The sequence below is a fragment of the Pleomorphomonas carboxyditropha genome, assembly GCF_002770725.1.
Taxonomy (GTDB): domain Bacteria; phylum Pseudomonadota; class Alphaproteobacteria; order Rhizobiales; family Pleomorphomonadaceae; genus Pleomorphomonas; species Pleomorphomonas carboxyditropha.
Genome location: NZ_NQVN01000001.1, coordinates 851,019 through 877,000, shown reverse-complemented (window position 1 = coordinate 877,000; position 25,982 = coordinate 851,019). Strand labels below are relative to the sequence as shown.

24 protein-coding genes are annotated in these 25,982 nt (G+C 63.4%); 10 read left to right on the top strand and 14 right to left on the bottom strand.

Annotated elements, in window-relative coordinates; all coding sequences use genetic code 11:
* Window positions 1-141 precede the first annotated feature (141 nt).
* Window positions 142-1,329: an ROK family transcriptional regulator gene (locus CJ014_RS04190; RefSeq protein WP_245427101.1), complete on the bottom strand. Its 1,188-nt coding sequence runs from the start codon at window positions 1,327-1,329 to the stop codon at window positions 142-144.
* Window positions 1,330-1,635: 306 nt separating this feature from the next.
* Here CJ014_RS04190 and CJ014_RS04185 point away from each other — a divergent pair, with 306 nt between their 5' ends.
* The 6 genes from CJ014_RS04185 to CJ014_RS04160 all read left to right on the top strand — a co-directional run bounded on the left by CJ014_RS04185 (window position 1,636) and on the right by CJ014_RS04160 (window position 8,227).
* Complete coding sequence (locus CJ014_RS04185) at window positions 1,636-2,880, top strand: ABC transporter substrate-binding protein (protein WP_100079219.1); 1,245 nt, start codon at window positions 1,636-1,638, stop codon at window positions 2,878-2,880.
* Window positions 2,881-2,960: 80 nt separating this feature from the next.
* Window positions 2,961-3,860 carry a carbohydrate ABC transporter permease gene (locus tag CJ014_RS04180; RefSeq protein ID WP_100079218.1) on the top strand — a complete coding sequence of 300 codons (900 nt, stop codon included), beginning with the start codon at window positions 2,961-2,963 and terminating at the stop codon, window positions 3,858-3,860.
* Entirely contained in the window at window positions 3,857-4,729 is an 873-nt protein-coding gene (locus tag CJ014_RS04175; protein ID WP_100079217.1) for a carbohydrate ABC transporter permease, read from the top strand. Before CJ014_RS04180 ends, CJ014_RS04175 begins: the two co-directional genes overlap by 4 nt.
* 23 nt (window positions 4,730-4,752) lie before the next feature.
* Window positions 4,753-6,267 (top strand): DUF5060 domain-containing protein, encoded by a 1,515-nt coding sequence (locus CJ014_RS04170; RefSeq protein WP_100079216.1) that lies wholly within the window; start codon window positions 4,753-4,755, stop codon window positions 6,265-6,267.
* A gap of 18 nt (window positions 6,268-6,285) precedes the next feature.
* Window positions 6,286-7,368 carry an ABC transporter ATP-binding protein gene (locus CJ014_RS04165; protein WP_100079215.1) on the top strand — a complete coding sequence of 361 codons (1,083 nt, stop codon included), beginning with the start codon at window positions 6,286-6,288 and terminating at the stop codon, window positions 7,366-7,368.
* Between the two features lie 172 nt (window positions 7,369-7,540).
* Window positions 7,541-8,227, top strand: a complete 687-nt coding sequence (locus tag CJ014_RS04160) for a GntR family transcriptional regulator (RefSeq protein WP_100079214.1) — start codon at window positions 7,541-7,543, stop codon at window positions 8,225-8,227.
* Window positions 8,228-8,412: 185 nt separating this feature from the next.
* Here CJ014_RS04160 and CJ014_RS04155 read toward each other — a convergent pair whose 3' ends face one another.
* The 6 genes from CJ014_RS04155 to CJ014_RS04130 all read right to left on the bottom strand — a co-directional run bounded on the left by CJ014_RS04155 (window position 8,413) and on the right by CJ014_RS04130 (window position 14,631).
* A complete protein-coding gene (locus CJ014_RS04155) occupies window positions 8,413-9,387 on the bottom strand; it encodes an ABC transporter permease (protein ID WP_100079213.1) in 975 nt (324 codons plus the stop codon).
* 36 nt (window positions 9,388-9,423) lie between these two features.
* Window positions 9,424-10,917 carry a sugar ABC transporter ATP-binding protein gene (locus tag CJ014_RS04150; protein ID WP_207765657.1) on the bottom strand — a complete coding sequence of 498 codons (1,494 nt, stop codon included), beginning with the start codon at window positions 10,915-10,917 and terminating at the stop codon, window positions 9,424-9,426.
* Window positions 10,918-10,992: 75 nt separating this feature from the next.
* On the bottom strand, window positions 10,993-11,973 hold the full coding sequence (locus CJ014_RS04145; RefSeq protein WP_100079211.1) for an ABC transporter substrate-binding protein: 981 nt from the start codon (window positions 11,971-11,973) through the stop codon (window positions 10,993-10,995).
* Between the two features lie 71 nt (window positions 11,974-12,044).
* On the bottom strand, window positions 12,045-13,028 hold the full coding sequence (locus tag CJ014_RS04140) for an aldo/keto reductase (RefSeq protein WP_100079210.1): 984 nt from the start codon (window positions 13,026-13,028) through the stop codon (window positions 12,045-12,047).
* A gap of 23 nt (window positions 13,029-13,051) precedes the next feature.
* Window positions 13,052-13,759, bottom strand: coding sequence for a deoxyribose-phosphate aldolase (gene deoC, locus CJ014_RS04135; RefSeq protein ID WP_100079209.1), 708 nt, complete (start codon window positions 13,757-13,759; stop codon window positions 13,052-13,054).
* The gene (locus CJ014_RS04130; protein WP_280952319.1) at window positions 13,759-14,631 is read right to left on the bottom strand and encodes a MurR/RpiR family transcriptional regulator; all 873 of its coding nucleotides are present in this window, start codon (window positions 14,629-14,631) and stop codon (window positions 13,759-13,761) included. The genes deoC and CJ014_RS04130 overlap by 1 nt, the downstream gene beginning before the upstream one ends.
* A 212-nt stretch (window positions 14,632-14,843) precedes the next feature.
* Here CJ014_RS04130 and CJ014_RS04125 point away from each other — a divergent pair, with 212 nt between their 5' ends.
* Both CJ014_RS04125 and CJ014_RS04120 read left to right on the top strand, forming a co-directional pair.
* Window positions 14,844-16,433 (top strand): xylulokinase, encoded by a 1,590-nt coding sequence (locus tag CJ014_RS04125; RefSeq protein WP_342588514.1) that lies wholly within the window; start codon window positions 14,844-14,846, stop codon window positions 16,431-16,433.
* A gap of 22 nt (window positions 16,434-16,455) precedes the next feature.
* Entirely contained in the window at window positions 16,456-16,749 is a 294-nt protein-coding gene (locus tag CJ014_RS04120) for a putative quinol monooxygenase (protein ID WP_165790732.1), read from the top strand.
* A 155-nt stretch (window positions 16,750-16,904) separates the two neighbouring features.
* Here the strand turns inward: CJ014_RS04120 and CJ014_RS04115 are convergent, their stop codons facing one another.
* The 6 genes from CJ014_RS04115 to CJ014_RS04090 form a co-directional block, all read right to left on the bottom strand.
* Entirely contained in the window at window positions 16,905-17,135 is a 231-nt protein-coding gene (locus CJ014_RS04115; protein ID WP_100079206.1) for a hypothetical protein, read from the bottom strand.
* A gap of 103 nt (window positions 17,136-17,238) precedes the next feature.
* Window positions 17,239-17,943 carry a TfuA-like protein gene (locus CJ014_RS04110; RefSeq protein ID WP_100079205.1) on the bottom strand — a complete coding sequence of 235 codons (705 nt, stop codon included), beginning with the start codon at window positions 17,941-17,943 and terminating at the stop codon, window positions 17,239-17,241.
* A complete protein-coding gene (locus CJ014_RS04105; protein ID WP_100079204.1) occupies window positions 17,940-19,136 on the bottom strand; it encodes a YcaO-like family protein in 1,197 nt (398 codons plus the stop codon). Before CJ014_RS04105 ends, CJ014_RS04110 begins: the two co-directional genes overlap by 4 nt.
* Before the next feature lie 24 nt (window positions 19,137-19,160).
* Window positions 19,161-19,421, bottom strand: a complete 261-nt coding sequence (locus tag CJ014_RS04100; protein WP_100079203.1) for a hypothetical protein — start codon at window positions 19,419-19,421, stop codon at window positions 19,161-19,163.
* Between the two features lie 27 nt (window positions 19,422-19,448).
* Window positions 19,449-21,416, bottom strand: coding sequence for an AfsR/SARP family transcriptional regulator (locus CJ014_RS04095; protein WP_165790730.1), 1,968 nt, complete (start codon window positions 21,414-21,416; stop codon window positions 19,449-19,451).
* 35 nt (window positions 21,417-21,451) lie between these two features.
* A complete protein-coding gene (locus tag CJ014_RS04090; RefSeq protein ID WP_100079201.1) occupies window positions 21,452-21,898 on the bottom strand; it encodes a helix-turn-helix domain-containing protein in 447 nt (148 codons plus the stop codon).
* Window positions 21,899-22,242: 344 nt separating this feature from the next.
* Here CJ014_RS04090 and CJ014_RS04085 point away from each other — a divergent pair, with 344 nt between their 5' ends.
* Window positions 22,243-23,805: an FGGY-family carbohydrate kinase gene (locus CJ014_RS04085; protein WP_100079200.1), complete on the top strand. Its 1,563-nt coding sequence runs from the start codon at window positions 22,243-22,245 to the stop codon at window positions 23,803-23,805.
* Between the two features lie 10 nt (window positions 23,806-23,815).
* On the opposite strand, the gene CJ014_RS04080 is transcribed toward CJ014_RS04085, so the two are convergent.
* Window positions 23,816-24,724 (bottom strand): helix-turn-helix domain-containing protein, encoded by a 909-nt coding sequence (locus CJ014_RS04080; RefSeq protein WP_100079199.1) that lies wholly within the window; start codon window positions 24,722-24,724, stop codon window positions 23,816-23,818.
* Window positions 24,725-24,986: 262 nt separating this feature from the next.
* Between CJ014_RS04080 and CJ014_RS04075 the strand changes: the two genes are divergently transcribed.
* Entirely contained in the window at window positions 24,987-25,898 is a 912-nt protein-coding gene (locus CJ014_RS04075; protein ID WP_207765668.1) for a substrate-binding domain-containing protein, read from the top strand.
* The last annotated feature ends 84 nt before the right edge of the window (window positions 25,899-25,982 follow it).

Sequence of the window (25,982 nt, the reverse complement as noted above, 5' to 3'; positions counted from 1 at the left end):
GCCTATCAGCCAACGGCAAGGATCGCCACCACCGTCGGGCAACGGACAGGGTTGTGCAAGGGGCCGATCAGGCTCACCTAGAGCATCGGACCGAAAAGTGGAATCCGATTTTCGGAAAATCCGATGCTCTAGGCATCCGCGTCATTTGAGGCGGCTGCTATGGCGCAGCACAAGGCCCGCCGCGCCGAGGCAATTGTCGTTGTCGAGGAACTTCCCCACCCGGAAGACCGGATAGTGCGCCTCGTCGACGTCGTCGCGCTTGACGAAGGAATGCTTCTCGTAGCTGGCGCGCAACGGCGCGAGCAGCAGTTCGCCGGCGCCGGCCAGGATGCCGGAAATGATGAACAGCGGCGGGTTGATCATGGCGCCGACCATGCTGAGGCCACGGCCGGCCGCCTCGCCGGCGTCGGCCAGGAGGCGCCGGAAGCCCGTCTCGCCCTGCACCGCCCGTGCGACGATCTCGTCCACGGGAATGGAGCGGCCGAGCCAGTCGGCGGCCATCTTCGCCACGAAGCCGGCGCCGCAATAAAGTTCGAGACAGCCGCGATTGCCGCATCGGCAGAGCGGCCCGTGCGGATCGACGACGATATGCCCCACCTCGCCGGCCGACCCGGAGGCGCCGACCAGCGCCTTTCCGTCGACCACCACGGCGCCGCTGACCGCCTGATTGAGCTTCAGCAGCACGAAATTGTCGCTGCCGCTGGCCGCGCCCCACATCATCTCGGCCAGCGCCGCGCAGTTGCTTTCACTGTCGGCGAAGATCGGCTTTTGCAGCACCGGCTCGAGCGCCTCGCGGAAATCGGTGCCCTGCCAGCCCGGCAATGCCGAAGACCGCATGACGCGTCCATCGGGGGCGATCGGCGCGGAAACGGCAAAGCCGATGCCGATCAGGCTGGCATAGGCAAGGCTGTGCTCCTTGTAGAGCGTGTCGACGGCGTGCTTGACGACGCGGGCCGCCTTGGTGGGCGAATATTCCCGCTCGACCGGCATCGCCAGATCCGCCACCACGTTGTGCGCCACGTCGGCGACGATCACCCGGATCTCGTCGACGTCCAGCAGCGCGCCGACGCAGGTGCCCGCCTCCGGATTGAGCGAGTGGGCAACGGCGGGACGGCCAGGCCCCGGGTTGCGCGCCTCCATCTCGACCACCAGGTTCGACCGCTTCAGGTCGGCGAGAATGGTGGACACGGTCGATCGCGCAAGGCCGGTGTTGCGGGCGATTTGCGACGTGCTCACCGCCCCATGCCCACTCAGTGCCCTCACGACCTTGACGACCGGCGAGTCCAGCTCGCGGCCGTAAAGCAGCCCTTCGAGTTCGCTGGTGATCATGTTGGCCAATTTCGTCTCCGACGAACTTAATGGATACTGCCCCTCGACGCTTTACCGTCCCCGGCGACAAAACGGTAGTGGCGCGCCTTTCCGCCGTCAACGACATTATGGAGGCAAACAACGCCCAAAGAATCTAATTTATCGCCGGAAATCGGCCAGATTCAGATATTTAACCCCCGATATCGGCATAAATTCCCAGAAAAGACAGGCATAATTACGACGATTACGACATAATGATCCTTGACAGAGGGTAAAGGCGGCCATACTCCATGCTCAGTCGCGTTGGAACCGACTGGGAGGAAAGCCATGACATTGATTTCTGTTGCCTCGCGCGCCGCCTTCGCCGGCGGTCTGCTGCTGGCCGGGACCTGCCTGTCCGCTGCCGAGGATCTGACGATCTGGACGCTGAACTTCAGCTCGGAGGCCTCGAATGACGCCTTTACGAAGATCGCCGCGGACTTTGAAGCTGCGAACCCCGGAGTTAAGGTCAACGTCGTTACCCGTGGCGTCGACGACCACAAGACCGCCATTCGCGTCGCCGCAGGCACGGACAAGGGCCCGGATATCTACTTCATGTGGGCGGGCCTCGGTCTCGGCGGCGAATACGTCAAGGCGGGTCTCAGCCTGCCGCTCGACAAGTATTATGCGGAATACAAGTGGGACGACGAGCTGGTCCCGGCGGCCGCCTCGTTCTCGCGCATCTACGAAGGCGGCCGGCACGGCGTGCCCTTCACCTTCAAGGGCGAGGCGCTCTACTACAACAAGGCGCTGTTCGAGAAGGCCGGCATTGCCGGCACGCCCGCCAACTATGATGAACTCGTCGCCGACGCGGAAAAGCTGAAGGCGGCCGGTATTCCGGCGATCACCTTCGGCGGTACCGTCAACTGGCACGTCATGCGCCTGATGGATGTGATCCTCGAAGCCAAGTGCGGCGCCGACACGCACGACGCACTGATGAACATGAAGGTCGACTGGACCAAGGAAGCCTGCGCCGCAGACTCATTTGCCGAACTCGACAAGTGGGCGAAGAACTACATTCTGTCGCCCTTCATGGGCATCGATCAGGCCCAGTCGTTCAACCTGTTCGTGGCCGGCCGGGCGGCGATGATGCTGGAAGGTGATTGGCTGGTGCAGCAGTTGGCCGAGGTCGTCGACCTCAATGGCTACGACTTGTTCCTGTTCCCGACAGGAACCAACAGGCTCTACGGCTTCGCCGAATATAACTATGTGAGCACGAAGAGCAAAAACCCCGATCTCGCTGCGAAATTCCTCGATTACTTCAATTCGACGGACGTCCAGCAGAGTGTGCTCGGGGCGTTCAGCACCACGTCGATTAACAAGCACGTAGCCTATGACAACCAGCGCCCGCTGGAGAAAAAGTGGCTCGACATCTTCAACACCTACGACAAGGTGTACATGAACGGCGATCAGGCCTTCCCGCTCGACGTGACGACGGAATATTTCCGCGTCATCAACGAAGTGGCCAGCGGCAACATGACGCCCGTCGACGCCGCCGCCGCCATGCAGACCTTCATCGGCAACAAGAGCTGATCTCTCCTGAAGCCCGACGCGGCCGGTTGCTCCGGCACCGGCCGCCTTTTTCCGTCGCCGCCGACACAGGGAGGCGCCTCATGGCCGCACGCGCCATTGGCTCCAACATGCGCATCCAGGCCCTGCTGCTGCTCGGCCCGGCGCTGGTCATCTACGTCGTCTTCGCCGTCTTCCCGATGCTCGACGTGATCTGGCTGAGCTTCTTCAAGTGGAACGGCCTCGATCCGGTCAAGGTCTACGTCGGCGCGTCCAACTACGTCGACGTGTTCACCAAGGACCCGGTGTTCTGGGTGGCTTTCCGCAATACGATGATCTGGACGGCACTTTCCGTCGTCATTCCGCCGATGATCGGCCTCGGGCTGGCGCTCGGCCTCAACCAGCCGATCTTCGGCCGCAATACGTTGCGCGCCATCTACTATCTGCCGGTCATCATCGCGCCGATCGCCGTCGCTACCATGTGGCGCTGGATGTACGATCCGTTCTTCGGCCTGTTCGGCCAGATCCTGACCTCGCTCGGATTGCAGTCCTGGGTGATGGACTGGCTCGGCAACCGCGATATCGCGCTCTATTCCGCCTTCGGCGCCTATGTCTGGCAATCGGTCGGCTTCTCGATGGTGCTGTTTCTCGCCGGCCTTCAGGGCGTCAACAGGTCGCTCGTCGAGGCGGCGCGCATCGATGGCGCCGGCCGATGGTCCATCTTCCGTTACGTGACGTTGCCGGCCCTGCGCACCACGCTGACCATCGTGCTCGTCCTCGCCATCATCAACTCGCTCAAGGCCTTCGACATCGTCTACGGCCTGACCGGCGGCGGCCCCGCCCAGTCCACCCAGATGCTGGCGCTCTGGGCCTTCACCCAGTCGATGCAGATCTTCGACTTCGGCCGCGGCAGCGCCATCTCGGTCGTGCTGCTCGGCGTCACGCTGGCCGTCGTCATCCCCTACATGCGCTGGACGCAGAAGCGCGAGGAGACCACGGAATGACCTCCGCCAATCTGGCCGCCGTCCAGGCGGATGCCGGCCGGCCGCCGCGCGACTGGGTGCTGATCGGCCTCTGGCTGTCGCTGATCGTCGTCGCCGCGATCTGGATCGCCCCGTTCGTCTTCATCGTCTTCACGTCGCTGAAGTCGACGGGCCAGGTGATGACGACCAGCGCGTTCGCGCCGCCGGCCGACCCGCAATTCAGCAATTATGCCTCCGCCTGGGCACGCGGCCGTTTCGACACGACTTTCGTCAATTCGGTCGTCATCACGGCGATCAAGGTGCCGCTCGGGCTGATGATCTCGGCGATGGCCGCCTACGCGCTGGCCAAGATCCCGATGCGCTTCGGCCGGCTGACCCTGGTGCTGATCCTGTTCGGGACCATGATACCCTTCCAGGTGATGCTGGCGCCGATCTTCACGCTGGTGAACGGCTTCGGGCTGATCGACACCTATCCCGGCGTCATCCTGCCCTACCTCGCCTTCGGCATTCCCTACCAGGTGTTCATCCTGCACGGCTTCTTCCGCGCCATTCCGCACGAGCTCAGCGAGGCGGCGCGCATCGACGGCGCCTCCCATTTCACCACCTTCCGGCGGGTGTTCCTGCCGGTGTCGCTGCCGGTCTTGGCGGCGCTGTTCATCCTCGACTTCGTCGCCACCTGGAACGAGTTCGCCATGGCGCTGGTGCTGCTGCAGGATCGGGAGATGTGGACGCTGCCGCTCGGCCTCTCCGCCTTCCAGGGCCAGTTCTCGCGCGACTACGGCCAGCTCAACGCGGCGATCGTCATGACCGTGCTGCCGGCCACCCTCGTCTACCTGATCTTCCAGCGCTACTTCGTGTCCGGCCTGACCTCCGGCGCCGTCAAGGGCTGAAGCCTCAACAGGATAACCAGAACATGTCCAAGCAGAGCGTATCCAAGTGGGATCTCTTCGAGGCCAGCTTTATCGGTCCCGACACCGGCAACCCCTATCTCGACGTCGGCTTCGAGGCGTTCTTCAAGCAGAACAGCCGCGTCGTCCGGGTGCCCGGTTTCTACGACGGCGCAGGCGCCTACAGGATCCGCTTCATGCCCGACAACGAAGGCGAATGGACCTACACGACCATTTCCAATATCGCCGAGCTCGATGGGCAGACCGGCGCCTTTGTCGTCAAGGCGCCGGCCAGGGCCAGCCATGGTCCGGTGCACGTCGCCAACCAGTTCCACTTCGCCTACGCCGACGGCACGCCCTACCTGCCCTTCGGCACGACGAGCTATGCCTGGACGCACCAGCCGTTGGAATTGCAGGCCGAGACGCTGAAAACGCTGTCGACCGCGCGCTTCAACAAGATCCGCATGGCCGTGTTTCCGAAGGACTACCCCTTCAACGTCAACGAGCCGCTCTTCGACATCTTCGAGCGCGACGACGAGGGCGAGCTCGACTTCGACCGCCCCAACCCCGTCGCTTTCCGGCATCTGGAGACGCAGGTCGCGGCGCTCCGCGATCTCGGTATCGAGGCGGACATCATCATTTTCCACCCCTACGACCGCTGGGGCTATTGCGACATGTCGGCGGCGCAGGACTATCGCTACGTCGCCTATCTGACGGCGCGCCTCGCCGCCTTCCGGAACGTCTGGTGGTCGCTGGCCAACGAATACGACTTCCTGCTCAATTCCAAGCCGATGGCCCAGTGGGACCGCTATTTCCAGATCATCGAGGAAAACGACCCCTACCGGCACCTGAAATCGATCCACAACGGCGACGTCAAGGCCAACTACGACCATCGCAAGCCCTGGGTCAGCCATGTCTGCATCCAGAACTGGGACGTCAAGCGCACCCAGGAGTGGCGCGACGCCTACGGCAAGCCGGTGGTCAACGACGAGCCGGAATACGAGGGCAACATCCTGCTGAGCTGGGGCAACATCTCGGCCGAGGAGCTCGTCCATCGCTTCTGGATCACGCTGCTGCGCGGCGGCTACGCCGGCCACGGCGAGACCTTCATGCACCCCGATGATATTCTATGGTGGGCCAAGGGCGGCGCGCTGCACGGCGAGGCCTGGAAGCGGATCGGCTTCCTGCGCGACCTCCTCGAACAGGACGTGAAGACGGGCCTCACGCCGCTCGCTCCCTCCGACAACTGGCCGTGGAGCCGCGTCTCGGGCGCCGGCGACGGCGACGTCGTCTACATCTATCTCGGCGAGCACCAGCCGGTGATCTGGGCGCCCGGCCTGCCGACCGAACCCGGCGACTACGACGTCGACCTGATCGACACCTGGAACATGACGGTCACCCCGGCCAGGATCGTCGACGCACCCGCCAACCATCCGACCCGGCATGGCGCGCAGGTGCGGTCGCGGCGTCCGGATGCGGTATTCGCCGTCGAACTGCCCGGCAAGCCGCATCTCGCCATCCGCGTTCGCCGGCGCCATTGACAATCGGGGAGGATGCAAGTGGCCAGCGTCACGATCAGCGAGGTTCGCAAGACCTACGGCGCCGTTGCGGTTATCCACGGCGTCGACATCGACATCCGTCACGGCGAGTTCGTCGTGCTCGTCGGCCCATCGGGCTGCGGCAAGTCGACGCTCCTGCGCATGATCGCCGGCTTGGAGAACATATCCGCCGGCACCATCGCCATCGACGACCGGGTGGTCAATCATCTGGAGCCGAAGGACCGGGACATCGCCATGGTGTTCCAGAACTACGCGCTCTATCCGCAGATGACCGTCGCCCAGAACATGAGCTTTGCGCTGGAGCTTGCCAGGGTCGACAAGGCGACGATCCGGCAGAAGGTCGACGCGGCCGCCGCCATCCTCGGCCTGGAGCCGCTTCTCGACCGCAAGCCGGCCCAGCTTTCCGGCGGCCAGCGCCAGCGCGTCGCCATGGGCCGGGCGATCGTCCGCAATCCCAAGGTGTTCCTGTTCGACGAGCCGCTTTCCAACCTCGACGCCAAGCTGCGCGTCGCCATGCGCGCCGAGATCAAGAGCCTGCACCAGCGGCTCGGCACGACCGTCGTCTACGTCACCCACGACCAGATCGAGGCCATGACCATGGCCGACAGGATCGTCGTGCTCAACGCCGGCCGCGTCGAGCAGATCGGCACGCCGCTCGAGCTCTACGATCGGCCCGTCAACCGCTTCGTCGCCGGCTTCATCGGCTCGCCGGCCATGAACTTCATCGCCGGCACCCTCGAAGCCGGCCAGGCCGGCCTGAAGGTCGCCTCCGGCGCGGTCATCGCCGTCGGCCCCTACCCGGCGGAACTTGTCGGACGGCAGGTGGAGTTCGGTATCCGGCCGGAGCACATTCTGGTGTCCGATGCCGAGGGCCTCGACGCCCGCGTCGACGTGGTCGAACCGACCGGCTCGGAAACCCACGTCGTGGTCGATGCCGCCGGCGAAAAACTGGTCGCCCTCATCCGCCGCCGGCTTCCGATTGCCGTCGGCGACCGGCTCTCAATCGCCTTCGAGGAAGGCCAGGGACATCTTTTCGACGCCGGAAACGGCCAGAGACTCGCTCTCGAACCGATGGACGTCTGAAGAACGGAAGCCCCATCACAATCAGAGCTTTAGTGTTGTGCAAACGGATGGAGATCTAGCGATCGCCCGATGGGCATTTCGAGCGTGAACCTTCGCCCCGGAGATTTCTATTGACGGGCTCCAAAAAGCTGTTTCATCAAGAGCCAGTCGACGGCGAAATCCAGGAGACAGGATGCACCCCATCGAGCGCCCACGCTCAATTGCCGAGGAAGTCGCCAGCCGGCTTCGCCACGCCATCGTCGAGGGTGACTTTCGGTTGGGTGAGGTGTTGTCGGAGCGCCAACTCGCCGAAAAGCTCAACGTGTCCAAAACGCCGGTGCGGGAAGCGCTGGCGCAACTGCGGCTAGAGGGGTTGGTCAATATTTACCCGCAGCGTGGCGTTACGGTCTTTACGCTATCGGCGCGGGAGATTCGCGATATCTGTGAGCTGCGTTTTGCTCTTGAGGAAGCGGCGCTCCGCTATGCGCTCGGGCGCAACCCCGAGCAACTCGCCGAGCGGCTTTCCGCTGTGGTGGGGCGCATGGAAAAGGCGCATGCGGCAGGCGACGAACGCGCGTATCTCGCCGCCGATACCGACTATCATCAGGTCTTCTTCGAGTGCTGCGACAACAGCTACCTTGAAAGCACCTACACGCTTTACGTTGGCAAGCTGGCGGCACTCAGAACTCATCTTTCCCATAAACCGGACCACACACGTCGCTCGGACCAAGAGCATCACCAGATGCTCGACCTTATCCGGGCGCGTGACCTTCCAGCCTGTCTCGCAGTGCTAAGGCAACATATCGACCGAGTGAGCTCGACGTATGCCGAGCACGTCAAGGACATAGCTGCCGCCGATTCCGGAATGAACAGATCCTGACATCGATCGCCGCCGACTCTAACTGCTAGTCCTCTGGTGACAGGAGGCATTGGCTGAATGCTCCTGCACCAGAAGGTCAGTCCATGTGAAGTCGGACCGTGCGACCCGAAAGGCAGGCTCCGTCTCCGGCGTCGGTCGCATTTACCTCTTCTCGCATCCGGATATTTTCCCCGCGATCTCCGGGATTATCCCTTTTCCGCCCTCCGCATTCGAAACTGGTCGATACCGACAGCGATCAGGATCAGGGCGCCAATGATCACCTGCAGCGCGAACGGATCGATGCCGAGCAGGTTGCCGCCGTTGCGGATGGTCTGCATGATGATCGCCCCCAGCACCGCGCCGATGGCGCTGCCGGCCGCGCCGAACAGGCTGCCGCCGCCGATCACCACCGCCGCGATGGCGTCGAGCTCGTAGGAAATGCCCGCCGTCGGCACGCCCATGCTGAGGCGCGAGCTGAGCAGGATGCCGGCCAGCGCCGCATAGAGGCTGGAAAGGCCGTAGACCGTGTACATGTTGATGCGCAGGCGGATGCCCGACAGGCGGGCCACTTCCTTGCTCGAGCCGATGATGAAGAAGTTGCGACCGAGTTGGGTGTAGTTGAGCAGGAATACCGTCACCAGGAACAGCGCCATCCAGATGATGAACATGCTGGGGATGCCGAAGATGTCGCCGGAGGCGATCTGCCCGAATTCTTTGGGCAGGTTGGCGACCATACGGGCACCCGACATGATCATCACCAATCCCCGGACAATGGTCAGCGTCCCCAGCGTGGCGATGAAGGGAGTGATCGACACTTCATGGATGAGGATGCCGTTGAACACGCCGATGGCCGCGCCGATGACGAGCGTCAGCGGAATGCTGACCCACATCGACACGCCGGCTTGCAGCATCAGGGCATTGACGATGCCGGCGATCGCCACCACGGCGCCGACCGATAGGTCGATGCCGGCGGTGATGATCACCATCAGCATGCCGAGTGCGATGATGCCGTTGATCGACGTCTGCCGGAGAAGATTGGACAGGTTTCCCGGCGTCGGAAAGACCGCGGACGTCAAGCTCAGGAACACGAACAGCACGACCACGATGGCCAGCAGCGTGGCGCTGGTGCCGATGTTGTATTTGCCGAGCACGGCGATGCCCTGACGCGGCTTGGTTTCCATAATATTTGCCACAATCATATCCTCCGCTCTCGCGCCTCAGGCCTGAAGTCCGGATGCCAGGCGAACCAGCCGCTCCTCGTCGAACGCCGAGCGCTCGACTATTCCCATCTGGCGACCTTCGTAGATGACGAGTATTCGGTCCGCCAAACCCATGATTTCAGGGAGGTAGGAGGAGACCAGGAGGATGGCGACACCCTCTTCCGTCAGCTTCTCGAAGATCTTGTAGATCTCGCTCTTGGCGCCGACATCGACGCCGATGGTTGGCTCGTCGCAGACGAGAATCCGCGATTTGCTCGCAAGGTTCTTTCCGAGCACGACCTTCTGCTGGTTGCCGCCGCTGAGATTGCGGATGGCCACCGCATCGGACGGCGTCTTGATCGCCAACCGGTCGATATAGGTTCGAGCCGCCTCTCGCTCGGCGGTTCGATTGACGACGCCGAACGGCGAAATCGCCGGATAGTTGGCCAGATTGATGTTGGTCCGCACCGACAGAGGCAGGGCGATCGACTGGTTCTTGCGGTCTTCGCTCATGAAGCCGATGCCCGCCGCGATGGCCTGGCTCGGATGGGTGAAACGCACCGGCCTGCCGTCGAGGCGGATTTCGCCGCGCTCGACGGGATCGGCCCCGAAGATCGCCCGCATGATTTCCGTGCGCCCCGACCCGACGAGCCCAAACAAGCCGAAAATCTCGCCGTGATGCACGTCGAAGCCGATGTCGCGAAAGCGCGGCTCGCGCGTCAATCCCTCGACCTTGAGGGCAACCTCTCCGGGCGGCGAGCGGCGGATCGTGTACATGTCTTCCATGGACCGGCCGACCATCAGCCGCACGAGTTCGTCCGGGTTGGTGTCGGAGACCGGCATGGTGCGGACATGGCGGCCGTCCTTCAGAACGGTCACGCTGTCGCAGATGGCGAAGATCTCCTCCAGTCGGTGGGAGATGTAGACGATGCCCTTGCCCTCGTCGCGCAGCCGCCGAATGATCGAGAACAGGATTTCCGTCTCCTCGCTGGCAAGCAGCGCGGTGGGTTCGTCGAACACCAGGATGTCGGCGTTCTCGAACACCGGCTTGGCGATGGCCACCATCTCCTGCTTGGCCACCGACAGGCTGCTGAGCGTCGCGCGCGGATCGATGTCGTCGAGGCCGAGTTCTCCGAGCAGCCTCCCGCACTGCTCGTAGGCCTTGGCCCAGTCGACGATACCCCAGCCGGTCGTCGGCATATGGCCGAGGAAGAAATTCTCACCGACCGTCAGGCTGCGGGCCAGAGAAATATCCTGATAGACCGCCGCCATGCCGCAGGCTTGCGCGGCCTGCGGGCTGAAATCGTGGACGTCCCGTCCCTTGATCGAAAGCGTGCCGGCGTCCCGCCGGTAGACGCCCATCAGTATCTTGATAAGTGTCGACTTGCCGGCGCCGTTTTCGCCGACCAGCGCGTGAACCTCGCCCGGTCGCAGCACGAAATCGACCTGATCGAGCGCCCGCACGCCCGGGAAAGCTTTGGAAATGCCGCGCGCGGCTATCAGCTCGGCCATGGCCATCCTCCTCCGCGGATCATCGGAAAGGTCGGCACCGTGGCGCCGACCTCTCCCTGGCTCACTTGACGAGGGTCACTTGATGGCTCGGCCCAGCGGATCGAGAAGATTCTTGTACGTCTCCTCGTCCATGTTCGCCTTGGTGACGATATTGGCGCCGGTATCGACATAGGCGGGCAGCTTTTCGCCGGCGAGCGCGCGGATCACGCTGTCGACGCCCTTGTACCCCATGCCGTAGGGATCCTGGACCACCAGCGCCTTGAGGGCGCCGGACCGCAGCGCCTCGACTTCCTGCGGATCGGAATCGAAGGCGACCGCCACGATGGCATCCTGCTTGCCGGTTTCGCTCAAAACCTTGGCGACGCCACTGCCGGTGGTGTTGTTGTCGGCGAAGATTCCGACGAGGTCCGGATTCGACAGAACGAGATCCTGAGCCGTGTTGACGGCGGTGAAGATGTCGTTGTTGACGTAGCGCGGCGTCATCAGCGTCAATCCCGGCGCATATTCCTTCAGGCCCTCTTCGAAGCCGGTGTCGCGGTCGATCAGTACCTGCACGCCGGCCATCGAGCTGATGAGGGCGACCTTGCCCTCGAGCGGCTTGCCGGCCGCCTTCAACTGCTCGACCATCTGCTGGGCGGCCATCTTGCCGCCGGCGACGTTATCGGTGGCGAGGAACGAGGTGACCTTGTCGGTCTTGACGCGATTGTCGATGGTGACGACCGGAATGCCCTGGTCCATCGCCCTCTCGATGGCCGGAACGGTGGCCTCCGAGCTGGTCGATGAGATGACGATGCCATGCGGCCCGCGCGAGACGGTGTCCTCGAGGATCGAGACCTGTTGCTCGATGTCGGCCTCCGACGGCGGACCGTTGGTGGTGACGGTGACGCCTTCGTGCTCCTTGGCGTAGTTCTGGGCGCCGACCAGCACCGCCTGCCAGAATTCCGAGTTGGTGGCCTTGATGATGACGGTGACTTCGACGGGGTCCTTGGCGAAAGCCGAGCCCGTGACCAGCGCCAGCGCGGTCGCGGCGCACAACCCGATGATGAGCTTTTTCATGTTTCCTCCACGACAATTCCGGCGGCAGGATTGCCCGCCGTGACATGCTTCAAATGCTCCTCCAAGCAATCTCAAAGATCGTGTCGCTCGAGCACCTCCTTGATGTCATTGAGAGTTCTCTCGGAAAGGACAACATCGGCGGCGGCCGCGTTGTCGGCGATCTGATCGGGCCGGTGAGCGCCGCATAGCACCGAGGTCACAGCCGGATTCTGGCAGAGCCAGGCGAGCGCCATGTGCGTCATGCTGATGCCCGCCGCCTCGGCGATCGGCTTCAGGTCGTCAACCGCCGCGACATACCGCCGGTAGCCATTGCCGGCGAGCTTCGGATTGGCGGAGCGGATATCGTCGGAGCCAAACTTGCTGTCGGCGTTGAAGCGGCCGGTCAACAGGCCCTGGAACAGTGGACTGTAAGGCAGGAACGCCATGCCATTTTCCAGACAGAACGGCAGAATTTCCCGCTCGGCTTCGTATTCCAGCGGAATGTCGTGATAGCTGTCGGTATTTCGCTCCAGCATATTGTAGAGCCCCTGGTAGGAGCTCACCGGAACGAGCTTTGCCAGCGCCAGCGTGTCGGCGACCGAGTAGTTGGTGACGCCCACCGCACGGATCTTGCCTTGATCCAACAGATGATGGAGGGCGCGCGCTGTTTCCTCGAGCGGAGTGGCGTGGTCGGGCCAGTGCAGTTGCAGGAGATCGAGATGATCCGTCCTGAGCCGGCTTAGCGACCCTTCCACATCGGCAATGACCGCGTCATGAGACAGATCCCGTCGGGTCGTGTGGCTGTCGTCCCAGAGAAGGCCGCACTTGCTCGCCAGGAAAATCCTGTCGCGGCGCTCCCCCAGCGCCCTGCCGAGCAGGGTTTCGGAGCCGTGGAAACCATAGACCGGCGCCGTGTCGAAAAACGTCACGCCGCAGTCGATGGCCTTGTGCACGGTGGCAATGGACTCCTCGTCGTTCGAATTGCGCCAGCCGGACTGGGCTCCAAGCGACCAGCAGCCAAAGCCGATCGTCGAGAAACGGGCATGCGGCAGAGCCGCGACCGTCTTGTATTTCATTGCAAGCCTCCCTCGCCCCCGGATCAGGCGCTTGCCAGTTCGGGGAATGCCTCCGGCTCGGTGTCGAGGCGATCGAGCAACGTGCGCGCGCTCGAAAGGCTCATGCCGAAGCGGCGTACGCCCAGCCGATAGAAAGCCCTGACGTCATCCAGCGTCCGAACGCCGCCGGCCGCCTTGAGACCGACGCGGCCGCGAACCTGATCGGAAATGATGGTGAGGTTGGCCACCGTGGCGCCGGTCGGCGCCCAGCCGGTCGCCGTCTTGATCCACTTGGTGCCGCTGTCGATGGCAACGTCGCAGCAGCGCCGGATGGTCGCCTCGTCGAGATGATGGCACTCGAGGATGACCTTGATCGGCGTCGGCGCCACCGCCTCGGCAACGGCTCTGATGTCGGCCCCGACATAATCGAAATCGCCGCTCAGAGCCTTGGCGATGCACATCACCATGTCGACCTCCTCGGCCCCGTCGGCAACCAGACGGACGGCCTCGGCGACCTTAATGTCGGTGACATGGGCGCCGCCGGGAAAGCCGATCGGGGCACCAATCAGCGTCGATCCGCCCTTGGGCAGCAGATCGCGCAACAGCGGAACCCAGCACGGCAGCACATGGACGGCGATGATGTCCCTTTCGAGCGCATAGGCGGCGACCTCGCGGACATCGCGCTCCGAATTGACGGCCTGGACTGCGCTCAGGTCGATCAGACGGGCAAAGCGGCTTGCAGCGATAGACATCAAGTTTTCTCCGAACATTTTCCAGGCATTTTCGCAGGCGCATCGTCGCGGAAGACCTTGACGATGGCCTCTTTCATTTTTTTCATCTTCAAGGCGCCGGTATTTCCTCGTGTCTGCGCGACGCAAATGGACAGAATGTCCACAATGCACAAGGCGGCGATCCGCGAAATCGTCGGCGTATAGATGTCGGTGTTGTCGAGGGTCGGAATCGACAGCACTTCGCTCGCCTCTCGCGCCAAGGGCGTATCCACCGACGACGTGATCAGGATGACCGGCGCGCCATTGGCACGCGCCGCCGCCACCGACGGCCGCATGGACGAATTGCGCCCGGTGTTGGAGAACACCACGACGACGTCACCGGCCGACAGCGACGCGGCATTGATCAGGATCTGGTGACTGTCGGTCTCGGCGACGCAGGGTATGCCGAACAGCGGGAACTTCTGCTGGGCATCCCGGGCGACAATGCCGGACGCGCCATTGCCCCAGAAATGCAGTGATCGCGCGCCTGCCACGATGTCGACAACCCGCTGCAAGGCGGCGCCGTCGATCTGGCGCCTGAGGTTGTCGAGATTGCTCACCGAGAAGTCGAGAACACGGGCTGCGATCTCCGATACCGAACTGCCGACCGGAATGGCGGCGTGGGTGGCCGGCAGGCCGATCGCCTCGGCACCGGCCATCTTGATACGGAACTCCTGCAGGCTGGAGCAGCCGAGCTTGCGGCAGCAGCGCAGAACCGTCGGTTCGCTGACACCCACCGCATCGGCCAGCTTGGCGAGCGGCAACCGCATCGCCTCGTCCGGCGCGGCGAGAACGAACTGGACGACCCGCCGCTCTCCGCGGGAAAGCTCGCCGGCCTCGAGGGCCGCCTGCATCTGGATTACAAAATGAATGGTCATCTCGCCTCGCGAAATAGAAGCTTTACTACATAAATCTGGAATACCAGACCTACTTGCATCAGCTACATCAGCTTGTCAACTCGCATTCAAAACCATGCGAGTTTCATAGTTCCCAATCAAAATATTGATATATAACAATTTATCAAGGAGCTACCGCACTGGACGCGCGATAATCAGCATTTGGTCGTATGGTCATGACTCTTTTCATTCGCACAATCATAGTTGTAAAACTACAAACAGGCGAATGGATGACAGCCATGATACGCGACAGAGTTTTGGCGATCGATATAGGCACCGGCAGCGTTCGAGTGGCTCTCGTCGGTCTCGATGGACGCATCGACGCCATGGTCCAGCGCGAACACGACCAGCTCACACCGAAGCACGGTTGGAGCGAGCAGCGAGCGAGTCAGTGGTGGGCAAACGCGGAGAACGGCATCCGGCAGATCCTCTCGGACCATCCCGACGCCGCCGGTCGGCTGCTCTGCGTCGCGACGTGCGGCCAGATGCATGGCACCGTGCTCGTCGACGACGACTTCCAGCCGGTGCTCGACGAGGTGCCGCTCTGGAACGACAAACGTTGCGAGGCCGAGGTGGAGACCTTTTCCGCTCGCGACGACCTGCCGGCGCTGACCACGCTCACCGGCAATCCCCCCACCACCGCATGGCCGGCGTTCAAGCTGCAATGGATCCGGCGCCACCGGCCGGAGGCCTGGGATCGGGCGTCCGGTTTGCTGATGCCGAAAGACTATATCAACGCCTGTCTCACTGGCGTCCGGGCCACCGACCTCAGCGAGGCCTCCTGCTTCTATCTCCTCGACGCCAGCACCGGCCGATATGACGATCGTCTGCTGGCGCTGTTCGGGCTTAGCCGCGCCTTCCTGCCGGAGATCAAGACCGCCACCGACGTCATCGGCGCGGTGCTGCCGGCCGTCTGCCGCTCGACCGGCCTGCCCGCCGGCCTGCCGGTCGTGGCCGGCACCTCCGACATGGCGGCTTCCATCCTCGGTTCCGGCGTTTACGAGACAGGCGTCGCATCCGACAGCACCGGCACCTCCACGCTGCTGACGGTGGTCAGCCCGAAGCCGCGGCCCGCAGCCGGCGTCAACAACCTACACCTCGCCAACCAGGCGTGGGGCGTATTCACCATTCTCGATTCCGGCGGCGACGCCATGCGTTGGGCGCGCCTCGCCTTCCACGACAACGCGCTATCCTACGCCGAGATCGCCGACCTGGCCGAGCAGGCGCCGGCCGGCAGCGGCGGCCTCGTCTTCCTTCCCTATCTCTCCGGCGAACGCAACGCCGCCCGACGCAACGCGCGCGCCCAGTTCTTCGGCCTCACCCGCCGCCACCGGGCCGGCGACCTGCATCGGGCGGTCATCGAAGGCTCCGCTTTCGGCGCTCGCCGTTGTCTCGACGATCTCCGGGCGGCTACCGGCCCGATCGGCCGGCTGATCGCCTCCGGCGGCGGATCGCGGTCCGATTTCGTGCTGACGGTCAAGGCATCGATCTACGATCTGCCGATCCTGCGTACCGCCGACGCCGAGAACGGCATCGTCGGCTGCGCCATGATCGGTGGGCTCGGGCTCGGCGCCTTCGCGGACACGGCGGAGGCCGTGCGCCGCTGTGTGAGATATGACATGGAAATCAAACCGAATCCGGCTTGGCGGGATCGCTATGCCAAGCTGTTCGGGGTGTTCGCCGACCTTTATCGGCTGGGTGGTCCCTACTATGACCTGATGGACCAGGTAGAGGGCGAGACGGACACGCCGCCCGGCTGAGCGTCAACGAGGAGAATGCATCGTGGAGGTTTCGCTGATCGCACATCTCGAGGCCAGGGAGGGCAAGACCGACCAACTGGCGGCGCGCCTTTCCGACCTTGCCCGCCACGTCCGCAAGGAAGCCGGCAATCGCCTGTTCCAGGTCTACCGGCGCTGCGACGAGCCGAACCGCTTCGACGTTGTCGAGACCTATGCCGACGAGACGGCCTTCGCCAGCCACCTCGCCGAACCGCATAGCGTCGCCTTTAATGCCTGGCTGAAGGATGTCGCCGTCAGCGGAAAGTCCGAGCTGACCTTCGTCGAAGCAATAAGTTGAAGCCAGCTCCGGCCCAGGTTGGTCAGCCCGCCAATATACAAGGCGCCGGAAACTCCAGTTTCCGGCGCTCAGGCAAAGCCCAGCGTGGTTCGAATATTCACCGGCCGCCGATCAACGATGATCGGGCATGTCGGTGAAAAGCCGCGGCCGATCCTTCAGTGAAGTTCGCCGATCACCGCTTCCGCGTTCGGAGCCATGATCGACGTGTCGAGGCCGGCCTTTTCCATCTCGTCGATGACAGCCGCGAGCGCGAGGTCGAGGCAATAGGACGTGAACTCGGCGTTCAGCGTCTTGGACGTCTGACGCGCATAAATGATCAGTCGCGCAAGAGCGGCGAACTCTTCCGAATCGGCCGTGACGGCCTTGTCGACGGTTCTATCCAGCATCTTGAATCCCCTTCCTAGCCTACCAAGCACAAATAACGTGGAGGGAACCTAACCAACTGCGCCGTGACAGCGCCGTTACAAACTGGATACAGGAGGCTATCCGCTAGGTAGCAAGCATCCGGAAGTAGGACGTATGCGAGAAGTCCCAGGCGGGCGGTTCCTTCGACCGGACGCCGGTTTCCAGTTCCACCGCCTTTACGAGCGCCATGGCGTCGATCATTTTCTGGTCGACGCGAGACGTCCGCACCAGCCCGCCGATCAGCGCCCGTTCGTCGGCGGATAGCGTCGCCGCGGCAAGGATCGCCTTCCAGGTCCGTTCCTTGTAGAAGATCGCCGACGCCGTTTCGATCAGCGTCCGGAATTGACGCTCGACGATGAGGTTGGCCGCCAGCATATGGTCGAGCGTGGCCCTTACGTTGACCAGGGGTTCGGACAGCGGCGCATAACCGAGTTCGCGCGGTGCGTGCAGCAGCGCCACCTCGGCGTCGTCCTCCAGCCGGCCGGCGGCATAGGCCTCGTAAATCGCGCCGATGCCGGTCATCCCGAAGGCGGCGCACTCGGCGGCCCGCAACGCGCCGATGCTCGCCGCACCGAACACGCGCACCCCGCAGGACAGGGCATGGAGGATTTCCTTGTGCCAGACCGCGGCCGTCGTTTCGAAATAGCCGTCGACAAGGCCGATGACGTCCGCCCCCTCCTCCACGGCCCGGCGTACGTCCCCCTTCGCCGCGGGCGGCCGCAGCTCGGTGCCGGCAGCAACGGGCAGTTCGGCGCCGTGAAGCGAGGGACCGACGAATATCAGCTTCATCGAAACACCAGGAGGCGCGAGAGGGCCCTGGCGCCGAACCGGCGCTGCCGGCGGCCTTCGGGATGTTCCAGGCCCGATACGATCATCTTCATCACCGAAAAGCGCTCTTCGCCGGGGTTCATCCGCACAGCGATGACGCGGCCGATCCCATGATCCCGAAGCACCTCCAGAAGGCGCGCCAGCATCGCCTCCACCCCGTCCCCCGGCAGGGTCAAATCGGCGGGGATCCGGCCTTGCGGCTTCAGGCGCAGCTTGCGCAGGAGAAATTCCGACGCCTCGCTCTCGTAGACGTCGTCCTCGACGTCGTCGCGCGTGCCGGTGATCAGCGTCAGCCGCGACTGCACGGCTTCGGTGATGGCCCTCAGCGCCGCGCGATAGGCAATCGGATGGGTGCCGCTTCCCATGGTCATGTCGATATAGCGGAGGGACCGGCGCGACAAAGCCTCGGCCGGAGCGAGCAGAACCGAGAAGGTCGGCACGCCGAGATCGCTGGTCATGTCGAAAAGCCGCAGCATGAACCCGGCTCGCTCGATGCGATCGACCAGCGCGGTCACCACGGGATCGCCGAGATCGGCGCTTGAAACGCAGGTCGCCGCCTGCCGCTCGAACCGCTCCAGGGACCAGAGGGTGTCGGCGTCGCGCTCGATGCGTTCGAGCAGGCCGTGGAAGATCGCCTCCCGGTCTGTATTGCCGGAGGCGAGACCGTCGGACGACTGCCAGAAATGCGAGGAGCGGGTGAAGTCGAGACGCACGGCTTCGAGCGGCACCCAGATGGACCGGCCGCCGATCAGATCCTGCCCCTCGACCCATTCCAGCCGGCAGCCGCTATCCAGGGGCTGGTGGCCAATCGCGACGAGATCGTCGAGGGTATCGCAGAGCCTGCCCTCCCCGACGAGCTCTTCGGCCGAAGCCGTTCGCACGAAAAGGCTCGACCGCTCGGCACACGCCCGCTCGAGCGCTTCCATGACGGCCGACGCCTTGGCGTCGATATCGGTTATGCCCTTGCCCTGATGGACCGACAGCGACCGCGCATTGGGGCGCATGACATTCCACACCGGAATACCGATGCAATCCAAGCCGGTCACTTTAGCGAGGCGCGTGACCCCATGCTCGGCGAGCGCCGGCGCCACGCGCGCCAGAGTTTCCTCCGGACGGCACGTGCGGTCCGAATAGGTGTGTTCGCTTGATGCCACTTGTCCGGACCGAACGTGACCTTCTTAGTTGCTGAAACGGCCGGAATAGGCACTCAGGCGGCCGGAGGAAGCCTCGCCCTTGCCGACCATCGCGTCATCGCCGCTATCGAGCGCCACCGCGAGATCGACACCGGCGACCAGCTTCGCTCCCTTGTCGCGAGCCGTCTTCGAAAAATCGAACGGCTCTTTTGTGCCTTCCGGCAGCACGGACACCGTGCCGTTCTCGAAATCGACGAGCCAATACCCGGGTTCATCGGAAATACCCAGAACTACCAACTTAGCCATGGTCTTTCTCCTCAAAACGCGGACCCCTTATTTGAAGCCCGCTTTCCGCATGCCGTCTCGCAACATATCCTGTTTCCACTTTTCGCGGATCGGCACCTTGGTCAGCCAATCGTCGACGGTGAAGTCGGGATAGATCGCGAGTGTCCGGCGCATCTCCCTTCTGGCGCTCCGTTGATCGCCAAGCATGGCATAGGCCGCCGCCGCCAACCTTCCGGCATTGGCCTGGTCGGCCATGCGGCCGATGCAAGCGATAGCCTCGCCATATTCCTCAAGACAGTAATTCGCCCCCGCCGCTGTCCACCAGTAAAGGTCGGGGCATAGCGGGTTGAGTTCGATCGCCCGCTTGATCTTGTCGAGCGCAAGGATCGGATCGGCCGTGTGAACGAGCGTATCGGCATGATCGGCGATCAGGTCGGCGTGCGACGGAGCCCGGCTTTCGGCCTCCAAGAAGGCTTCCATGCTTTCGAAAAACTGCCCCTGGTAGAGCTTGGCGACGCCGAGCTGATGATAGCCGCCGGCATCGTCGGCGCTGATCCGGATCGCATCCCGGGCATGAACTTCCGCTGAGAGAAGCAGTTCCTCATCGCCTCGCGCCGTCAACAGCCATTCGAGATGCTCGGTTCGCGCCAGTCCCGCAATCGCCGAGGCATACTGCGGTGCGTCGTGAAGGGCGGCGCGGAAGAATTTCCGCGCCCGGCGAATGCCGGGCAGATCGGCAATGGAAAGACTGTGCTGGCCGAGCAGAAAATTCTGATAGGCGGTCGGCTTCGAGACGGTGCGGATCTTCGACAGCTCCTTCCTCTCGATCGAGCCGGTCGTCTCCAGGACAATCCGGGCAACCAGTTCGCCGTAGGTGTCCGGGAAATCGTCTGGATGGCCGCGAAACCTTTCGGACCAGAGAACCTCGTCGCTGGCGACATGGACGAGCGTGGCATAGAGGGCCGTCTCGCCGTTTCGCTCCTGCAGCCGCGTTTCCAGAACGTAGGACACGTCGAACTGCCTCAGGAGATCGGCCTCGGCACCCGCCATACCGGCGATCCGCCTGGCGGTATGCGGCGCCACGATGGCCAGCGTCCGGATGCGGCAGAGACCGATCGTGACGTCTTCGATCAGGCCGGAAATCGGCGCCCAGCTGCGCGGCTCCTCGGGGCGCTTCGGCGGCAGCAGCAACAGGCGCGGCAGCGGCGGGCGAAAAGCCAGAGCCGGCTGCGGATCGCGGGCTTCGGTCCGCTCGGGCGCCGTCTCCAGGCCGGCCGCCGCCACCCTCCCCTCGTCGTTGAAAAGCAGGCGGGCGAAGCGAAGCATGTCCTCGGACGGCCGGGTATTGAGATCCGACCAGAGCTGCTGCTTGTAGCGATCGTAGATGAGGCGGGCCTGCGACAGCCTGCGGTCCTTGGCGTAGACCCGCATCAGCACCTGATGGGCGATATCGCTGTAGGGATCCAGCTCGATGAGCCGCGCCGCGGCGTCCTTGATCGGCGCACTGTTCAGGCGTGAGAGAGCGGCTGCTGCCTCCTCCAGGGCGGCAGCGAATTCGGCCAGCCAGAAATCGCGCCGTTCGAGAAGCCAGAGCTGGCCCGTTTCCGACGAGGCATCGAGATCGGCAAGAAACTGCCCCGACATGACCTTCAGGAACGCTTCCAGACTGGCGACGGGGTCTTCGGATTGGTCCGGCTGCAGTTCCTCGAAATCGAACCTGACGGCGCCCCGATACAAGGCGATGTCGGAGGAGTCGATATCGAGAAAGGCCGTTCCGAGTTCCCGCTGGCGCGTTCTGATCCGCGACAGCAACTGGCGGAGGTTGCCAAGCGCCTTGGCGCCGCCGTCGTCGTCCTCTCCCCAGAGAAAGGACGCCAACTCGGTCCGGGAAACCCGTCCGGATGGACGAAAGCCCAGAAAGACGATTGCCAGAAGTCCCTTGTCGGGAAAGGCGACGGACAGACCGCCGGGGCCGGTCAATCGCGTTTCGCCGAAGGTCTTCAGTCCGAAGGGCACGCCATTCCCCTTTTGGTTCGAATGCCTTCCGAAATTCAGTTGGAGCGAAGCCCCCGGATATCCGCATCGATCGACAGATCGGTCAGCGATGCATCGCAGTCGTCGGCCAAAAGCTTCACCAGCTCGATGATCGATCTCCTGACCCTGGCGCTCCGGATGCGAACGAAAGCCTTGTTGAGCGCCATGCCGTCCAGCGTCAGCAGCGACGCGTCGGCGGCATCCGACAGGGGATCGTATTCGGCGCTCGCATGGCTGGCGATATTCTCGAAAAAGAAACCCACCGGCACTTCGAAGACATTGGCGATCGTCTGGAGACGCGACGCGCTGATGCGGCTCGTCCCCTTTTCGTATTTCTGGACCTGCTGGAAGGTGATCCCCAATTGCTCCGCCAGCTTCCCCTGCGTCATCCCGACGAGAAACCGGCGCATGCGCACGCGCGAACCAACATGGATGTCGATCGGGTTAGGCAACTTGGCGGTCATTGGAGTCTCCAGCTTGGCGATGGTCGACGAGCGTCGTAGCGATCAAGGTAGCTTAGGGAACAGGCCGAAAGAGCCACACCACGAATTAGTGTATTTCATGAGGCGCACAAAATAAAGTAGCGAAAGCGCATCGATCGTCAATGTCGACGCCAGCGTGCACTCCATGGACTCGACCAGCAAGACGGGCCTTCGCAGGTAAATCCGTCGTTACCCATCGTCCAAACGATTGAATCCGTCGATTGCCCCGCCGCAAGGGAATGGACTACTATTGTTGCTCTGAAGTAGGCAGGCGTGAGAATCCTGCCGCCAAAAAGGGATGAGACGGAAGAGGAGGCCTGGTGCGAATGACCGGGGCCGATTGCGTATTGGGCGTGGACCTGGGCACCTCGTCGGTGAAAGCCGTGTTGGTGGATCGGGACGGCCGTATCCTCGGCCAGGGGCGGGCCGAATACGGCTTCGTCAGCCTGCACAGCCTGTGGGCCGAGCAATCGTCCGAAGCCTGGCTGCACGCCTTCACGGAGGCCGTGCGGGAGACCTTGCTGCGCGCCGGCGTCACCGCCCAGAGCGTCAAGGGCATGGCGGTGTCGGCCATCGGCGGCGGCACCGGCATTCCGGTCGACGTCGGCATGCAGCCGATCCGCCCTTGCCTGCTCTGGCTGGATCGTCGCGCCAAGATCGAAAGCGAACGCGTTCGCCAGATGATCAGCGAGGAGGATCTCTACGCCATCACCGGCAACGGCGCGGATTCCTACTTCGGCTTCACCAAGATCCTGTGGATCAAGAACCACGAGCCGGAGGTCTGGTCGCGGATCAACTATTTCCTGCCGCCCAACGCCGACATCATCTATCGCCTGACCGGCGAAATCGCCGTCGACCATTCGCAGGCCTGCAACATCGGCGGCGTCTATGACCTCGGCAAGCGCGCCTGGTCGGAGGAGATGGCCGATATCCTCGACATCCCTCCCTATTTCTTCCCGGAGCGGCTGGTCGGCTCCCAGGAGGTGGTCGGCCGGCTGCACAAGGCCGGCGCCCGCATGCTCGGCCTTACCGAGGGCATGCCGGTCTGCGCCGGCGGCGTCGATGCGGCGGTCGCCACGCTCAGGGCCGGCGTGGTGCGCGAGGGCCAGCACGCCGCCATGCTGAGTTCGTCGACCTGCTGGGGCTTCATCCACGCCAGCGCCGACCGCTTTCCAGGCCTCGTGTCGATGCCCTACGTGATCGACAGCGAGACGCTCACCTATTCCTACGGCGGCTCGGCGACCTCCGGCTCGGTGGTCCAGTGGTTCCGCGACAATTTCGCCGACAACGAGCGGCTGGTCGAGTCGCTGACCAGCGGCGGCAAACGGCGCATATCGGCCTACGACCTTCTCGACGAGCACGCCTCGACCATTCAGCCCGGCTCCAACGGCCTGATGATGCTGCCCTATTTCATGGGCGAGCGCAGCCCGATCTGGGACGTCGACGCGCGCGGCACCATCACCGGCCTGACGCTCAGCCATACCAAGTCGCACCTCTACCGGGCCATGCTGGAGAGCGTCGCCTACGCGCTCAAGAACAACATCGACTACGGCAGCGCCGCCTTCCAGGGATTGGAGGACCAATTGACCGTGGTCGGCGACGTGTCGAAATCCGACCTCTGGGTGGAAATCATCACCAACGTCACCGGCCGGCCGGTGCGGGTGCTGCCCAACAGCGGCAAGGCGGCCTACGGCGCGGCGGTGATCGCCGCCTACGGGGTGGGCATGATCGACCGCCAGCAGATGGTCGACTGGCTGAGCGTCCGCCAACAGGCGAGAGTGCTGACGCCGGACGCCGCCGCCAATGCCGTCTACGAGCGCACCTTCGAGAACTTCAAGCGGCTCTACGAGCACATGAAGTCCTATTTTCCCACCGTCAACGAAACCTGACGCCGCCGCGTCAGGCGGCGGCGAAGCCTTCGAGCGGAAACTCGTATTCCTGCGCTTCCTGCGACTTGCGACGGAACTCGCTGGGCGTGACGCCGATGACCTGCCGGAACAGCCGGTTGTAGTTGGACACGTTGTTGAACCCCACCAGGTAGCAGATCTCCTGGATGGAGCGCGAGGTGGAGAACAGATACTCGCAGGACTTGTTGATTCTCGTCTTGATGACGTAACGGCGGAAGCCGATGCCGGTGCATTCGATGAACCAGCGGGAAAACATCTTATAGCTCATGCCGACGAGGTCGGCGGCCTCCTCCATCGAGACGTCCTCCTCGATGTGCTCGTGGATATAGTCGACCACCTTGTTGAACCGCCTGAGCGAGGCGGTCCGCATGTCGATGAAATAGCGCGACGTTCCGAGCACCGTCTTGCGGCGGCATTGCTTCAGATGGTCGATGATCCGCATAAACGAGATCAGCCGCTCCAGCGGCTCCTCGCTGTCGATGCGGTTCATCAGGCCGTAGACCGCCTGCTGCGTCTCGCCGCCGTACTCGACACCGAACACCGCCTCGTCGAAGGCCGGACGCAGCAGCCGCAACTCGGTCAGCACGTTGGCGCTGGCCTCGATCCACTCCTTGCGGAACTGCAGGATGAGGTCGCGCTCGGGAACCACCGCGCCGCTGCGGGCGTCGCTGACGAAGTTGTGCGGCGTGTAGGGTCCGATCAGGAACAGGCTGCCCGGCCGGAAATTCAGCACGTTGTCGCCAATGAACAGCTTGCCGCTGGTCCTGACGATCTGGTGCAGCTCGTATTCGGGATGAAAATGCCATTTGTCGCTGTCGTTCGGCCAGCCGCAGCGCTGAAAGCGGAAGGAATTTCCGAGGTTGTTGTCGTTCACCTCGAGCGACGGCTTCATCTCCGGCATTGTCGGTTCCTATCGGTCGGCCAGCGGCAGCTCGCCCGCCGGCAATGATCGGAAGCCGGCGGCGCCCCTGTCAAGACGAACCGCCGGACGCCCTTTGCCACTCAGACCAAAGGCTAATCGGTACGGCGAATTCCCCTGAAGATTCAAGGGAAGGGTGGAAAAAGTACAAGACAAATCAGGAAAATCGTCTAGGGGCAGATCGAGGAGGTCGGCTAGAAGGAATCCGCCGAAAGGCAATAATTACGGAGGAGACGTTATGAATATTCATGCAAAAGCGGCGCTGCTCGCCGCTTCGGCGACGCTTGTCCTGTCGGCAGGTGCAGCTCTCGCCAAGGACGCTCCCAAGATCGGTGTTTCCTTCCAGGAAATGAACAACCCCTACTTCATCGTCATGAACGAGGAAGTCACGGCTTTCGCCAAGCTGCTCGGTGACAATACTGAAGTTTACGTTGCCGACGCTCGCCACGATGTTTCCAAGCAGCTCAGCGACATCGAGGATATGGTCTCCAAGGGTGTCAATATCCTGGTGGTCAACCCGACCGACTCCGAAGGCGTGCGCAGCGCCGTCGAAGCCGCCAAGGCCAAAGGCGTGACGGTGGTGTCGGTGGACGCGCAGGCCGCCGGCGTCGACGCTTTCGTCGGCTCCAAGAACTACGATGCCGGCGTGCTGGCCTGCGATGCCCTGATCAAGGATATCGGCGGCAAGGGCGAGGTCGCCATCCTCGACGGTATCGCCGTGGTTCCGATCCTCGAGCGCGTTCGCGGCTGCAAGGACGCCCTCGCCAAGGCGCCGGACGTCAAGCTGGTCGACATCCAGAACGGCCGCCAGGAACGCGACATCGCCGTCGACGTCGTCGAGAACATGATCCAGTCGCATCCCGACCTGAAGGGCGTCTTCTCGGTCAACGACGGCGGCTCGATGGGCGCGCTGGCGGCTATCGAGGGCTCGGGCAAGGACATCGTCCTGACCTCGGTCGACGGCGCCCCCGAGGCGACCAAGGCGATCGCTGCCGGCACGGCCTTCAAGGCCACCGCCGCCCAGTTCCCGCGCGACCAGATGCGGATCGGCCTCGCCATCGCGCTTGCCAAGTACATGGGCGCCCACGTTCCGGCCGTGATCCCGATCGACGTCGAGCTCGTCGACCAATCCAACGCGGCGACCTTCGCCTGGTAATCGATCCGTCGCGGGGAGGAAGCGGCCGACCGCCCCTCCCCGCGGCGAACCCGTTTTCCGGACAGTCCGATCAGCACCGCCGTC

Excerpts from the sequence above, each read along its gene's own strand:
- CJ014_RS04190 (WP_245427101.1), bottom strand. The coding sequence starts at position 1,329 with ATGATCACCAGCGAACTCGAAGGGCTGCTTTACGGCCGCGAGCTGGAC.
- CJ014_RS04185 (WP_100079219.1), top strand. The coding sequence starts at position 1,636 with ATGACATTGATTTCTGTTGCCTCGCGCGCCGCCTTCGCCGGCGGTCTG.
- CJ014_RS04180 (WP_100079218.1), top strand. The coding sequence starts at position 2,961 with ATGGCCGCACGCGCCATTGGCTCCAACATGCGCATCCAGGCCCTGCTG.
- CJ014_RS04175 (WP_100079217.1), top strand. The coding sequence starts at position 3,857 with ATGACCTCCGCCAATCTGGCCGCCGTCCAGGCGGATGCCGGCCGGCCG.
- CJ014_RS04170 (WP_100079216.1), top strand. The coding sequence starts at position 4,753 with ATGTCCAAGCAGAGCGTATCCAAGTGGGATCTCTTCGAGGCCAGCTTT.
- CJ014_RS04160 (WP_100079214.1), top strand. The coding sequence starts at position 7,541 with ATGCACCCCATCGAGCGCCCACGCTCAATTGCCGAGGAAGTCGCCAGC.
- CJ014_RS04155 (WP_100079213.1), bottom strand. The coding sequence starts at position 9,387 with ATGGAAACCAAGCCGCGTCAGGGCATCGCCGTGCTCGGCAAATACAAC.
- CJ014_RS04150 (WP_207765657.1), bottom strand. The coding sequence starts at position 10,917 with ATGGCCGAGCTGATAGCCGCGCGCGGCATTTCCAAAGCTTTCCCGGGC.
- CJ014_RS04145 (WP_100079211.1), bottom strand. The coding sequence starts at position 11,973 with ATGAAAAAGCTCATCATCGGGTTGTGCGCCGCGACCGCGCTGGCGCTG.
- CJ014_RS04140 (WP_100079210.1), bottom strand. The coding sequence starts at position 13,028 with ATGAAATACAAGACGGTCGCGGCTCTGCCGCATGCCCGTTTCTCGACG.
- deoC (WP_100079209.1), bottom strand. The coding sequence starts at position 13,759 with ATGTCTATCGCTGCAAGCCGCTTTGCCCGTCTGATCGACCTGAGCGCA.
- CJ014_RS04130 (WP_280952319.1), bottom strand. The coding sequence starts at position 14,631 with ATGCAGGCGGCCCTCGAGGCCGGCGAGCTTTCCCGCGGAGAGCGGCGG.
- CJ014_RS04125 (WP_342588514.1), top strand. The coding sequence starts at position 14,844 with ATGGTCATGACTCTTTTCATTCGCACAATCATAGTTGTAAAACTACAA.
- CJ014_RS04115 (WP_100079206.1), bottom strand. The coding sequence starts at position 17,135 with ATGCTGGATAGAACCGTCGACAAGGCCGTCACGGCCGATTCGGAAGAG.
- CJ014_RS04110 (WP_100079205.1), bottom strand. The coding sequence starts at position 17,943 with ATGAAGCTGATATTCGTCGGTCCCTCGCTTCACGGCGCCGAACTGCCC.
- CJ014_RS04100 (WP_100079203.1), bottom strand. The coding sequence starts at position 19,421 with ATGGCTAAGTTGGTAGTTCTGGGTATTTCCGATGAACCCGGGTATTGG.
- CJ014_RS04090 (WP_100079201.1), bottom strand. The coding sequence starts at position 21,898 with ATGACCGCCAAGTTGCCTAACCCGATCGACATCCATGTTGGTTCGCGC.
- CJ014_RS04085 (WP_100079200.1), top strand. The coding sequence starts at position 22,243 with ATGACCGGGGCCGATTGCGTATTGGGCGTGGACCTGGGCACCTCGTCG.
- CJ014_RS04080 (WP_100079199.1), bottom strand. The coding sequence starts at position 24,724 with ATGCCGGAGATGAAGCCGTCGCTCGAGGTGAACGACAACAACCTCGGA.